Source organism: Pseudomonas sp. HR1, from assembly GCF_030175875.1.
Lineage (GTDB): Bacteria > Pseudomonadota > Gammaproteobacteria > Pseudomonadales > Pseudomonadaceae > Chryseomonas > Chryseomonas oryzihabitans.
The window spans coordinates 1,537,645-1,550,040 of record NZ_JASNRF010000001.1; the positions used below are offsets into that span (position 1 = coordinate 1,537,645).

Sequence of the window (12,396 nt, forward strand, 5' to 3'; positions counted from 1 at the left end):
TGCCCTGCCGGGGTTCAGCGAGGCGACAAAACGAAAAAGCGCCGCAGAGCGGCGCCTTTCGGAACGGACCGGACACGATCAGCCGCGATGACGACCGCGGAAGTAGTCGATCAGGCCCTGGGTGGAACCGTCGTCGGCCTTGCCTTCGCTGCGGCCGATGATGTGCTGGTAGACGTCCTTGCCCAGCTCCTTGCCCAGCTCGACGCCCCACTGGTCGAAGCAGTTGATGCCCCAGATGACGCTCTGCACGAACACCTTGTGCTCGTACAGGGCCACCAGCGCACCCAGGCGCCGCGGCGAGATGCGCTCCAGCACCAGGGTGTTGCTCGGGCGGTTGCCCGGGATCACCTTGTGCGGCGCCAACTTGGCGATCTCGGCTTCGCCCAGGCCCTTCTCGCGCAGCTCGGCCTCGGCTTCTTCGCGGGTCTTGCCCAGCATCAGTGCCTGGCTCTGCGACAGGCAGTTGGCATACAGCCACTGCTGGTGATCGGCCACCGGGTTGTGGCTCACCACCGGCACGATGAAGTCGCCGGGGATCAGCTGGGTGCCCTGGTGCAGCAGCTGGTGGTAGGCGTGCTGACCGTTGCAGCCGACGCCGCCCCAGATCACCGGGCCGGTCTCCAGGCTCACCGGCGAACCGTCCTGGCGCACGCTCTTGCCGTTGGACTCCATGTCCAGCTGCTGCAGGTGCTTCACGAAGTTACGCAGGTGGTGGTCGTAGGGCAGGATGGCGTGACTGGTCGCGCCCCAGAAGTTGCCGTACCAGACCCCGAGCAGGCCCAGCAGCACCGGCATGTTCTCTTCGAAGGGAGCGCTGGTGAAGTGCTGGTCCATGGCATAGGCACCGGCCAGCAGGTCCTTGAAGTTGGACATGCCGATGGCCAGGGCGATGGGCAGGCCGATGGCCGACCACAGCGAATAGCGACCGCCGACCCAGTCCCACATCGGGAAGATGTTCTCTTCGGCGATGCCGAATTCCACCGCCACCTTGACGTTGCTGGAGACGGCGATGAAGTGCTTGTGCAGCTCCGGCTCCGGGCAGCCCTGGGCCAGGCACCAGGCACGGGCGGCCTGGGCGTTCTTCAGGGTCTCCAGGGTGCCGAAGGACTTGGAGGAGACGATGAACAGGGTGGTGTCGGCGGCGAGCTTGGAGGTCACCTCGCGGAATTCGCTGCCGTCGATGTTGGCCAGGTAGTGGCAGCGCACGCCGCGCTGGGTGAAGGGCACCAGCGCCTCGGAGACCAGCTGCGGACCGAGGAAGGAGCCACCGATGCCGATGTTGACCACGTCGGTGATCGGCTTCTCGGTGTAGCCGCGCCAGAGGCCGTTGTGGATGCGGGTGACCAGCTGGGTCATCTGGTTCAGGACCCGGTGCACCTCGGGCATGATGTCCTGGCCATCGATCCGGACGCTGTCGCCCACCGGGCGGCGCAGCGCGGTGTGCAGGGCGGGGCGGTGTTCGGAGGAGTTGACGTAGGCGCCATCGAACAGGGTGCGGATGGCCCCTTCCAGGCCCGCTTCCCGGGCCAGATTCACCAGCAGGTCACGGGTCTGCTCGGTGATGAGGTTCTTGGAGTAGTCGAGGAACAGACCACTGCTGCTCAGGGAGAACTGCGAGAAGCGCTGCGGATCGGCGGCGAAGGCATCGCGCATGCGGAAGTTCTGCATGGCCTTGCGGTGTTCCTGCAGGGCTTTCCAGGAGGCGAGCTGGGTCACGTCGAGGGGGTGTTGATAGTACTCCATGGCTAGGCTTTTCCTTGGTGGCTCTTGTTTGCTGTTGTGCCCCACAAGCCGCTGGCTTGCAAGAGAAAGTCGGTGACCGCGAGACGCCGGTCGTGGCGCCGCGCTTCGAGCATGAAAAAGCCCGGTATGTTCCGGGCTTCCAGGGTTCAGGCAGGGTCGGGTGAGCTAACCTTCGGTTGCGTCACACTCGGGCCCTGCGGCGAAAGCTCAGATTGTCGATCAGGCGGGTCTGGCCGAGGTAGGCCGCCACCAGCAGGACCAGCGCGGTGGTGTCCGGCCCGGCCGGTTGCAGACTCAGCTGCTCGCGCAATTCCAGATAGTCGACCTTGAGCCCCTGAGCGTGCAATTCGGCGACACCGGCGGCGAGGGTCGGCTCGACCGCGGCGCCGGCGGCGAGTTGATCGGCGAGGCGCCTGAGCAGGCTGTACAGGCAAGGCGCACTGGCCCGCTGGTGGTCATCGAGATAGCCATTGCGCGACGACAGCGCCAGGCCGTCGGTGGCCCGTACCGTGGGCTGGGCGACGATCTCGATGGGCATGTCCAGGTCCTGGACCAGCTTGCGGATCACCGCCAGCTGCTGATAGTCCTTCTCGCCAAACACCGCCACGTCCGGTTGCGCCATCTGGAACAGCTTGGTGACCACCGTCGCCACGCCTTCGAAATGCCCGGGCCGGCGCGCACCGCACAGGCCTTCGGACACCACGGGGACATTCACCCGGGTCAGGCCGTCCATGCCATTGGGATACATCTCGGCCACCGCCGGCGCGAACAGCAGGTCGCAGTGGGCCTCGTTCAGCTGGCGACTGTCTTCCGCCAGGGTGCGCGGATAGGTGTCCAGATCCTCGGTGGGACCGAATTGCAGCGGATTGACGAAGATGCTCGCCACCACGAAGTCGGCGTGACGCCGCGCGGTGTCGACCAGGGCGATATGCCCGGCGTGCAGATTGCCCATGGTGGGCACCAGGCCGATGCGCAGGCCCTGGCGGCGCGCGGCGGCGACGGCGGCGCGCAGTTCGCGGACGCTATGGACCGTTTTCATGCGGAGAATCCGTGTTCGGGAGCGGGAAAGCTGCCGTCCTTGACGGCAGCGACATAGGCCGCCAGGGCAGCCTGGATGCTGTCCTGACCGGCCATGAAGTTGCGCACGAATTTCGGCGTGCGCCCGCGCAGGGCCAGGCCGAGCATGTCGTGCAGCACCAGTACCTGGCCATCGGTGGCAGCCCCGGCGCCGATGCCGATCACCGGCACCCGGGCGGCCCGGGTGATTTCCTCGGCCAGCGCCGAAGGCACGCATTCCAGCAGCAGCATGGCCGCGCCGGCTTCCTCCAGCTCACGCGCCGCCTCGCGCAACTGCTGCGCCCGGGCCGGATCGCGGCCCTGTACCTTGAAGCCGCCGAAGACGTTGACCGACTGGGGCGTCAGGCCCAGGTGGGCGCAGACCGGCACGCCATTGGCGGCCAGGCGGCGAATGGGTTCGGCCAGCCAGGCATCGCCCTCGAGCTTGACCATCTGCGCGCCCGCCTGCATCAGGCGACCGGCGCTGGTCAGGGTCTGCTCCAGGGTGGCATAGGTCATGAACGACAGGTCGGCGACGATGAAGGCACCCGCGTGGCCGCGCTTGACGCAGGCGGTGTGGTAGACCATGTCGTCGAGGGTCACCGGCAGGGTGCTGTCGTGACCCTGCAGCACCATGCCGAGGGAATCGCCGATGAGCAGCATCTCGACGCCGGCCTGACTGGCGGCCTGGGCGAAAGTGGCATCGTAGGCGGTCAGCATGGCGATCTTTTCGCCGCGCTGCTTGAGCCCCTGAAGGGTCGTGAGGCTGATATCAGGCATGCAAGGGGTCCTCGTGGGACGGCGCTATGGTTATTGTCTGGGCGCCGCGGGCGCGGGGTGGCCGCGCGCAAACGGCTGCTATAGTCCCGGCGCATCCGGCACAAGTCAATGCTCGGTGTTACGGCTGTGTTACCGCGTGGATGACGACGGTAGCAGCCGCTCCAGGCCTTCGAAAGGGCAGGCGGACAGCAGGTCCGGCAAGCGGCGGCCATCGGGCAGGTGCAGCGCGGGGGCGAGATCGGCCAGCGGATAGAGGACGAAGGCACGGGCCTGGAGGTGGTAGTGCGGCACCTGCAGGCGTGGCTCGTCGATCAGTCGCTCGCCGAATAGCAGGATGTCGATGTCCAGGGTCCGCGGACCCCAGCGTTCATCCTTGCGCACGCGGCCTTGCTGCTGCTCTATGGCCTGGGTGGCGTCGAGCAGCGCCAGGGGCTCGAGCCCGGTGTCCAGGGCGGCGACGGCGTTGACGTAGCGCGGCTGATCGGGTGGTCCCAGGGGATCGCTGGCATAGAAGGCGGAGACCGCCACCAGCTCACTGTGAGGCAATCGGGCCAGGGCCTCGAGGGCCGCCTCCAGCTGGCGCTGCGGCTCGGCCAGGTTGCTGCCCAGACCGAGATAGACCCTTTCCATCATTCGTCGCCGGCGGTGGGCACATCCGAGGTGCGCCGCTTACGATTGCTGCCGCCACGGCGGCGCCGCTTGGCCGGTGCGCCTTCGTCGCGGCTGAGGTTCTTGATCATCTCGCGCCGCTGGCTGTCGCCGACCTCCTGGTAGCGGGTCCACCAGTCGCCCAGGCCACCGGTTTCCTCGCCGGCGCTCTCGCGCAGCAGCAGGAAGTCGTAGCCGGCGCGGAAGCGCGGATTCTCCAGCAACTGATCGGCGCGCTTGCCCTGGCGGCGCGGCAGGCGTTCCTGCATGTCCCAGATCTCGCGCATGGGCATGGTGAAACGCTTGGGGACGGCGGTGCGCTGGCACTGCTGCTGGGTGAGGTCGTGAGCGGCTTCCTGCATGGCCGGAATCGGCGGCAGGCCGAGGTCCTGATGATGACGGACGCGCTCGGGCAGGGCCGGCCAGAGCAGGGCGGCGAAGAGGAAGGCCGGGGTGACCGGCTTGCCTTCGCGGATGCGGGCGTCGGTATTGGCCAGGGCCTGGCGGATCAGGCTGCCGGCGTATTCGGGATCGCGTTCCAGGGCTTCGCCACTGGCCGGAAACAGCGGGGCGAACAGCCCGTACTGGCAGAGCAGCTCGAAGGTGCGCTCGGCCTTGCCACCCAGCAGCAGCTTGATGACCTCGTCGAACAGCCGCGGTGCCGGAATGTCCCGCAGCAGCGGCGCCAGGCGGCTGATGGGTTCGGCGGTGGCGGCCTCGATCTCGAAATCCAGCTTGGCGGCGAAGCGCACGGCGCGCAGCATCCGCACCGGATCTTCCAGGTAGCGCTGCTCCGGATCGCCGATCAGCCGGATCTGCCGCAGGCGGATGTCCTGGGTGCCGTTGGCGTAGTCGAGGATGCGTTCGCCGCTGGCGTCGTAGTAGAGCGCGTTGATGGTGAAGTCGCGCCGCTGGGCATCCTGTTCCTGGTTGCCATAGATGTTGTCGCGCAGGATCCGGCCGCTTTCATGGCGCGAGCCCTGGGTCTCGTCCTCGGCATCCCCGGTGGGATGATTGGCGCGGAAGGTCGCGACCTCGATGATCTCGCGGCCGAAATGCACGTGGACCAGCTTGAAGCGCCGCCCGATGACCCGCGCATTGCGGAATTCGGCCCGCACCTGCTCGGGCGTGGCGCTGGTGGCGACGTCGAAGTCCTTGGGCTCGAAGCCCAGCAGCAGGTCCCGGACGCAACCGCCCACCAGGTAGGCCTGATAACCCGCCTTTTCCAGCCGGTCGACGACACTCAGGGCGTAGCGACTGATGCGCTCTCGTTCCAGAGCATGCTGACTGCGGGGCAGTTCGATGGGCAAGGCAGGCGCGGGCGGAGTACGCCGCAGGGGCGAGCGCAGAGTCTGGATCAGCTTCTTCAGCATGCGAGTTTCTGTTCGGAGAGACGGCTATACGCAATCTGGACCACAGCGGGAGCCGTTGCGCAATAGATAAGGAGGGGATCTTGAACGAGGGAGGGGAGGCTGTCAAAGGCACTGGGGGAGCCGAAGCTCCCCCCCAAAGTGGTACGTGCTTTGTTTTTATTGTCTATCCAGACCTCTTGTTTTTCTTGTGTGGTCTGTCCCGTGCGGATACCGGCCGCCGGAAAGGCTCTGAAGTCTAGAGCCAAGAGCAAACGGATTACTTTGGAAGCTGATGTCGTCAGGATCATTCCTGCTCTGCCTGGTACCGGTGCTGCCTCGGGGCAGTTTTATTGTTCTCTGGCCTGACATCGCGGGACCATCCCGCAAGACGACTCTTCTCCAAAATGATCAGTTAGCTACGCCTCCGCCTGCTTGTTCTTGTTGTGCTGGAGTCGCTACGTCTTGTTTTTGTTATGGAGGGGGTACGTTTTTATTGTTCTTGTGCCAGAACATAAAGCAGGTGCCGTGCCAGTTTTGAAAAATGCTTTTGTTTCAGTGGCTTACGAAAAATGTAGCCTTTTTGCCTGGTGGCTACAGAGAGATTTTCGTTACCGCTGAACCCGCCTCCTGTTACGGCGGTAACACATTGCAAAGGATGGGGAGGCGAGGCGGGAGGGTGTTACCGCGGGACGTGCAGGGCTGCCACGTCCCGGCGTGGATCAGCTGGCGTCGCTGCTGGCGCTGGCCTTGCGCCGCGGAATGCCCAGGCGCTGGCGACGTTCCCACAGGCACTTGCGGCTGACGCCGAGCTTGCGGGCCAGCTCGGTCTCGGTCATGTGATCCTGGTGCTCGAGCACGAAGTGCTGGAAGTAGTCCTCCAGCGAGAGGTCCTCGGTGGGCTCGTGGGCGCCGTTGCCGTTCCCCAGGCCCGCGCTGGGCAGCGGATCCAGGTAGCTGTCGGCCAGCTCCAGCTCGCCGAGCTCGACGTCGATGCCCAGCTGGTCGGCATTGATCTCCTGGCCTTCGCTGAGGATCACCGAGCGCTCGATGGCGTTCTCCAGCTCGCGCACGTTACCCGGCCAGCTGTAGTGGCGGATGGCGGCCTCGGCTTCGGCGCCGAACTTGAGCCCCGGGCGACTCATGCGCGCGGACTGACGGGCGAGGAACACCCGGGCGATCTCCATGACGTCGCCACCGCGCTCGCGCAGGGCCGGCAGGCGCAGGGAGATGACGTTGAGGCGATAGAAGAGGTCTTCGCGGAACTGACCGATCTTGGCCAGGCCCTTGAGATCCCGGTGGGTCGCGGCGATCAGGCGCACATCGACCTTTTGCGACTGCACCGAGCCGACCCGGCGGATCTCGCCCTCCTGCAGCACGCGCAAGAGGCGCGCCTGGGCTTCCAGCGGCAATTCGCCGATCTCGTCGAGAAACAGGGTGCCGCCGTCGGCCGCTTCCACCAGGCCGGTACGGCTGGCGCTGGCGCCGGTGAAGGCGCCCTTCTCGTGGCCGAAGAGTTCGGATTCGATCAGGGTTTCGGGAATGGCCGCGCAGTTGACCGAGATCAGCGGTGCCTTGGCTCGGCGCGACAGGTTGTGCAGCGCCCGCGCCACCAGTTCCTTGCCGGTGCCCGACTCGCCCTGGATCAGCACGGTTGAGTCGGTGGGGGCGACCTTGCGGATCTTGCCGAAGAGGTCCTGCATTGGGGCGCAGTTGCCGATGATGCCGATCTCGCCGGTGGCCGGCGGCGGCGCGACGCTTTCCTCGACGGCGGCAGCCGGCTGGCGCTGTTCACGCTCGACCAGGATGCGTGCCACGGCCTGCAGCATCTCGTCGTGATCGAAGGGCTTGGCGATGTAGTCCACCGCGCCCTGCTTCATGGAGTCGACAGCCGATCTCAGGCTGGCGTAGCTGGTCATGATCAGCACCGGCTTGCCCTTGGCGAGATCGATCATCTCGGTACCGGGGGCGCCGGGCAGACGCAGATCGCTGATGACGAGATCGAAGCTCGAGACATCGTAGAGATCCTGGGCTTCCTGCACGGAGCCGGCTTCGCTGACGCGGAACTGGTTGCGCTCCAGCAGACGGCGCAGCGCCGAACGGATGATCTTCTCGTCTTCGACAATCAGGATATGGGCCATCAAGTGCGCTCTCTTACGGGAAGGCAAGACGACCCACGCCAGGCAGCGTGTCTTGTCGCGGTCGTCTGGACTTCCGAATGCTTTAGCAGATCCATCCAGCAGGCGGATGGGTCCGTCACGGCGCCTCCGGCAACCCGAGATAGCGCGGCAGCAGTACCCGGATGCGGGTGCCCTGGCCGGTCACGGGGTCGGTAGGACTATCGATCATTATCTGACCATAATGCTCTTCTACGATGGAATAGACCAGCGCCAAGCCAAGCCCCGTCCCCTTGCCCGGATCCTTGGTGGTGAAGAAGGGTTCGAACAGCCGGCTGACGATGGCCTTGGGAATGCCGCTGCCCTCGTCCTCGACGCTCAAGGTCACGGTCTGGCCCTGGGCCTCGCTGCGCACCCGGATCGGCGCACCGGGCGGCGAGGCGTCCCGGGCGTTGGACAGCAGGTTGATCATCACCTGCACCAGCCGCTGGGGATCGCCCTGCACCAGGTGTTCGGGATCGCAGAGATTGAAGAAGTCGACGTCCACGCTCTGGCGGTTGAGGGAGAGCAGGGCGATGGCCTCCTGGGCCGCCTCGGCCACGCACACCGGTTCGTGGGCCTGCTGGCGACCGCCGGCATGGGCGAAACTCATCAGCGACTGGACGATGCGGGTGATGCGCCGGGTCTGCTCGATGATCTGGCTGCTGATCTCGTCGATCTCTTCGTCCGCCTCGCGCTCCTCGCGCAGGTTCTGCGCCAGGCAGGCGATGCCGGTGACCGGATTGCCGATCTCGTGGGCGACGCCCGCGGCCAGCCGGCCGATGGAGGCCAGGCGCTCGGAATGGATCAGGCGGTCTTCCAGCAGCTGGGTCTCGCTGATGTCTTCCACCACCAGCACCGTGCCGTTGCTGCCCACCGCCAGGGGTTCGTCGATGGTCGCCTTGTGCAGGTTGAGCCAGCGTTGCTCGTGTTCCTGGGGCAGCCGCTGCTTGTAGAGGTGCTGCTGCGCCGGTTCGGCGAGAAAGCGCTCGAACAGGTCCTGCCAGGGATCGGGCAGGGCGCTCAGGCGCGAACCCACCACCCGGGCGCCGTCGATGCCGGTGAGTTCTTCCATGGCGCGGTTCCACATGAGGATCTCGCGGTCACGCGCCAGGGAGCAGACGCCCATGGGCAACTCCTGCAGGGTCTGGCGGTGATAGCGGCGCAGGGCGTCCAGCTCGGCGGCCAGGCCGGTCAGGCGCGACTGGTAGTCTTCCAGGCGATTCTCGATGAAGTGGATGTCTTCGGTGGCATAGGCCTCGCTTTCCGCCTTGAACGGCAGAAAGGTCTCGACGATGTCCTGGGCGACCCGCGGACCCATCAGGCCGGAGAGATTGGCCTCGATGCGATCGCGCAACCGGCGCAAGGCATAGGGGCGGCGCTCGTCATAGGGCAGCAGCAGATCGGCCAGGGCGCGCTCGACTTCCTTCTGCGCGGTCTTGGCGCCCAGCGGCTTGGCCAGCTGGGCGGCGAAGTCCTGGGGCGAGCTGGCCGCCAGTTCGCGGCGTTGCGGACGGCGGACGTTGTCCACCGCGCAGGCCTCGGCGGCGCTCTTCTCTTCTTCGCTTGCCTCGGTGAACAGCGAGACCAGGGCGAACACTAGCACGTTGACGGTCAGCGAGGCCACGGCGGCGAGGTGCCAGTTGCTGGCGCTGATGCGATAGCTGAAGACGCCGATGTGCAGTGGATTGATGTCGGCCACCAGCGGCATGAGCATGCTCAGGAACCACAGGCCCAGGCCGCACAGCAGGCCGGCGATGAAGCCCTTGCGATTGGCCGTCTGCCAGTAGAGCACCGACAGCGCACCGGGCAGGAATTGCACGGTGGCGACAAAGGAGACGATGCCCAGGCTGGAGAGATCGCCATGGCCCTGCAGCAGGCGATAGAAGCCATAGCTGCCGAGGATGATGGCGGCGATCAGCATGCGCCGGGTCATGCGCAGCCAGCGATAGATGTTGCCGTCGGTGGGCGGCTGGTAGAGCGGCAGCACGATGTGGTTGAGCAGCATGCCCGACAGCGCCATGGTCACCACGATGATCAGGCCGCTGGCCGCCGACAGCCCGCCGACGAAGGCCACCAGCGCCAGCAGCGGATTGTCCAGCGCCAGGCCCACGCCCAGGGTGAAGTACTCCGGCGGCGTCGGCGAACCCAGCGCCAGGCCACCCCAGAGAATCGGCGGCACCGCCAGGCTGATCAGCAGCAGGAACAGCGGCAGGCCCCAGCTGGCACTGACCAGCGCCTGGGGACTGAGATTCTCGGTGAAGGCCATGTGGTACATGTGCGGGGTGACGATGGCCGCGGCAAAGAACACCAGCAGCAGGATCCGCCAGGGACCTTCCTGCAGCGGGGTGTGCAGGGTGGAGAGGGCGCTCTGGTTCTGCTGCAGCCAGGTCTCCAGGCCGTTGGGTCCGCCGAACACGGTATAGAGGGTGACGCCGCCGACGATGCCCAGGGCCAGCAGCTTGACCAGGGACTCGAAGGCGATGGCCACCACCAGGCCTTCATGGCGCTCCTTGGAATTGATCTGGCGCGCGCCGAAGAGCATGGCGAACAGGGTGATCAGCAGGCAGAAGCCCAGCGCCGGGGCGTCCTGGGCGCGGGCCTGCACCAGGATGCCGGTGCTGGTGGCCACCGCCTGGATCTGCAGCGCCAGCAGCGGCAGCACGGCGATCAGCATGCCCAGGCTGGTGAGGGCGCCGGCCCAGGTGCTGCGGAAACGGAAGGCGAAAAGATCGGCCAGGGACGCCAGCTGGTAGGCACGGGTCAGGCGCAGGATGGGATAGAGCAGCACCGGCGCCAGCAGGAAGGCGCCGCACAGGCCCAGGTAGTAGGCGAGAAACCCGTAGCCGTAGTCGTAGGCCAGGCCCACGGTGCCGTAGAAGGCCCAGGCGCTGGCATAGACGCCCAGCGACAGGGTGTAGATCAGCGGATGGCGCACCAGCCGGCGCGGCACCCAGCCCTTCTCGGTCATCCAGGCGACGCCAAAGAAGATCAGCAGGTAACCGGCGCTGATCAGCACCAGTTGGGACAGACTAAAGCTCGTCGGCATCGCGCTGGCTCTGCAGGATAAAGGTCACCACGATGAGGATGAGCCACAGCAGGTAGGGGCGATACCAGGCGCCGCTGGGAGCGATCCACCAATCCATGATGGCGGGGGAGAACAGATAGATGCCTACCACGAGGAGCAGGACCAGCCGGTAGATGTACATGCGCGGTTCCCGAACGGCGATGGCGCCATGGTAATGCAAAAGCGCTGTACCCCGGAGAGGGAGGCTTCTACCGTGAAGGCTTCTTTCCCCGCCGGAGTTCGCCGATGACCAGGCCCCGTCTCGCCGCCGTGCTGGAAACCGCGCTCTATGTCGCCGATCTGCCCCGGGCCCGGCGCTTCTATGAAGAGCTGTTGGGGCTCACGCCGATGTTCGCCGACGAGCGCCTGGCCGCCTATGCGGTGGGCGCCAGCGTCCTGTTGCTGTTCCAGCGGGGCACTACCGAACAGCCCGTCAGGCTGCCGGGCGGCTGCATTCCGCCCCATGGCGCCCAAGGCTGTCAGCACCTGGCCCTGGCCGTCGCGGCGGATGAACTGGAAGCCTGGGCCGCACACCTGGTGGCTGCCGGGGTCGCCATCGAAGAATGTACCCGCTGGCCGCGTGGCGCGATCAGCCTGTATTTCCGCGATCCGGATGGCCATCTGCTGGAACTGGCCACGCCCGGCCTCTGGCCCAACTACTAGTCCGGCAGCCGGGCTTCGGCCAGGTGCGGCACCCGCGGGATCAGCGCGGCATCCCAGTGGGCAACGCCCCAGGCCAGCACCCCGGCCGGGGTTTCCCGGGCCAGTTCCGCATGCGTCGGCTGGCCCAGGGTGCGCAGGGCGCGCACCAGCAGGGCGCCGGCCTGCTCGGGTGGCAGCGGCGGCGAGCGGTAGCTCTTGCCCAGCTTGTGGCCATCGGGCTGGATCAGCAGCGGCACGTGCAGATAGCGCGGCGCCGGATGACCGAGCAATTCCTGCAGATAGAGCTGGCGGGGCGTCGAGTCCAGCAGGTCGGCGCCCCGCACCACGTCGGTCATGCCCTGCAGGGCATCGTCCATCACCACCGCCAGTTGATAGGCGATCAGGCCGTCGCGGCGCTGGATGACGAAGTCGCCCACCTCGCGGCCGAGGTGCTGGCGGAAGTCGCCCTGCACCCGGTCGACGAAGCGGTAGTCCAGCTCAGGGACACGGATGCGGATGGCGGCGTCCGTCGCCGGCAGGCCGCGATTGCGGCAGTATCCGGGGTAGAGGCCGCCACTGCCTTCGAGCTGCTTGCGCGAGCAGTCGCAGGCATAGGCCAGGCCGGTGGCCAGCCACTGCGCGATGACCGCGCGATAGGCGTCCAGGCGCTCGCTCTGGCGCAGCACCGGGCCGTCCCATTCGAAGCCGTAGGCCTCCAGAGTGGTGAGGATGGCCGCCTGGGCGCCGGGGACCTCGCGCGGGGGGTCCAGGTCTTCCATGCGCACCAGCCACTGCCCGCCCGCGGCGCGGGCATCCAGGTAGGAGGCGAGGGCGGCGACCAGCGAGCCGAAGTGCAGATAGCCGCTGGGCGTGGGGGCGAAACGGCCGACATAGGGGCGCCTGGACATAGCTCATCCTGTGAATGCCGGAAAAACCGAAGTCTGGAAAGAACAAA

10 protein-coding genes are annotated in these 12,396 nt (G+C 66.6%); 1 reads left to right on the top strand and 9 read right to left on the bottom strand.

The genetic code is table 11. From position 1 onward, the window contains the following. Positions 1–78: 78 nt before the first annotated feature. The 8 genes from pgi to QKY98_RS07200 form a co-directional block, all read right to left on the bottom strand. Complete coding sequence (gene pgi, locus QKY98_RS07165; RefSeq protein WP_042138308.1) at positions 79–1,743, bottom strand: glucose-6-phosphate isomerase; 1,665 nt, start codon at positions 1,741–1,743, stop codon at positions 79–81. Between the two features lie 181 nt (positions 1,744–1,924). After that, positions 1,925–2,782, bottom strand: coding sequence for a pantoate--beta-alanine ligase (gene panC, locus QKY98_RS07170; RefSeq protein ID WP_042138306.1), 858 nt, complete (start codon positions 2,780–2,782; stop codon positions 1,925–1,927). Further along, the gene (gene panB / locus QKY98_RS07175) at positions 2,779–3,579 is read right to left on the bottom strand and encodes a 3-methyl-2-oxobutanoate hydroxymethyltransferase (protein ID WP_007159712.1); all 801 of its coding nucleotides are present in this window, start codon (positions 3,577–3,579) and stop codon (positions 2,779–2,781) included. Before panB ends, panC begins: the two co-directional genes overlap by 4 nt. A gap of 129 nt (positions 3,580–3,708) precedes the next feature. Then, entirely contained in the window at positions 3,709–4,212 is a 504-nt protein-coding gene (folK, locus tag QKY98_RS07180) for a 2-amino-4-hydroxy-6-hydroxymethyldihydropteridine diphosphokinase (RefSeq protein WP_371099463.1), read from the bottom strand. Beyond that, positions 4,209–5,600 carry a polynucleotide adenylyltransferase PcnB gene (locus QKY98_RS07185; RefSeq protein WP_278388999.1) on the bottom strand — a complete coding sequence of 464 codons (1,392 nt, stop codon included), beginning with the start codon at positions 5,598–5,600 and terminating at the stop codon, positions 4,209–4,211. The genes folK and QKY98_RS07185 overlap by 4 nt, the downstream gene beginning before the upstream one ends. 698 nt (positions 5,601–6,298) lie before the next feature. Then, entirely contained in the window at positions 6,299–7,717 is a 1,419-nt protein-coding gene (locus QKY98_RS07190) for a sigma-54-dependent transcriptional regulator (RefSeq protein WP_007159709.1), read from the bottom strand. Positions 7,718–7,832: 115 nt separating this feature from the next. Next, on the bottom strand, positions 7,833–10,781 hold the full coding sequence (locus QKY98_RS07195) for a sensor histidine kinase (RefSeq protein WP_027597540.1): 2,949 nt from the start codon (positions 10,779–10,781) through the stop codon (positions 7,833–7,835). Further along, positions 10,765–10,941, bottom strand: a complete 177-nt coding sequence (locus QKY98_RS07200; protein ID WP_007159707.1) for a hypothetical protein — start codon at positions 10,939–10,941, stop codon at positions 10,765–10,767. The genes QKY98_RS07195 and QKY98_RS07200 overlap by 17 nt, the downstream gene beginning before the upstream one ends. A gap of 104 nt (positions 10,942–11,045) precedes the next feature. Between QKY98_RS07200 and QKY98_RS07205 the strand changes: the two genes are divergently transcribed. Then, positions 11,046–11,462, top strand: a complete 417-nt coding sequence (locus tag QKY98_RS07205; RefSeq protein WP_284670575.1) for a VOC family protein — start codon at positions 11,046–11,048, stop codon at positions 11,460–11,462. Here QKY98_RS07205 and gluQRS read toward each other — a convergent pair. Then, the gene (gluQRS, locus tag QKY98_RS07210) at positions 11,459–12,349 is read right to left on the bottom strand and encodes a tRNA glutamyl-Q(34) synthetase GluQRS (RefSeq protein ID WP_284670576.1); all 891 of its coding nucleotides are present in this window, start codon (positions 12,347–12,349) and stop codon (positions 11,459–11,461) included. The genes QKY98_RS07205 and gluQRS overlap by 4 nt on opposite strands. Positions 12,350–12,396 lie beyond the last annotated feature (47 nt).

Coding starts and splice junctions, on each gene's coding strand:
- panC (WP_042138306.1), bottom strand. CDS start 2,782: ATGAAAACGGTCCATAGCGTCCGCGAACTGCGCGCCGCCGTCGCCGCC.
- folK (WP_371099463.1), bottom strand. CDS start 4,212: ATGATGGAAAGGGTCTATCTCGGTCTGGGCAGCAACCTGGCCGAGCCG.
- QKY98_RS07200 (WP_007159707.1), bottom strand. CDS start 10,941: ATGTACATCTACCGGCTGGTCCTGCTCCTCGTGGTAGGCATCTATCTG.
- QKY98_RS07205 (WP_284670575.1), top strand. CDS start 11,046: ATGACCAGGCCCCGTCTCGCCGCCGTGCTGGAAACCGCGCTCTATGTC.
- pgi (WP_042138308.1), bottom strand. CDS start 1,743: ATGGAGTACTATCAACACCCCCTCGACGTGACCCAGCTCGCCTCCTGG.
- gluQRS (WP_284670576.1), bottom strand. CDS start 12,349: ATGTCCAGGCGCCCCTATGTCGGCCGTTTCGCCCCCACGCCCAGCGGC.
- QKY98_RS07190 (WP_007159709.1), bottom strand. CDS start 7,717: ATGGCCCATATCCTGATTGTCGAAGACGAGAAGATCATCCGTTCGGCG.
- QKY98_RS07185 (WP_278388999.1), bottom strand. CDS start 5,600: ATGCTGAAGAAGCTGATCCAGACTCTGCGCTCGCCCCTGCGGCGTACT.
- panB (WP_007159712.1), bottom strand. CDS start 3,579: ATGCCTGATATCAGCCTCACGACCCTTCAGGGGCTCAAGCAGCGCGGC.
- QKY98_RS07195 (WP_027597540.1), bottom strand. CDS start 10,781: ATGCCGACGAGCTTTAGTCTGTCCCAACTGGTGCTGATCAGCGCCGGT.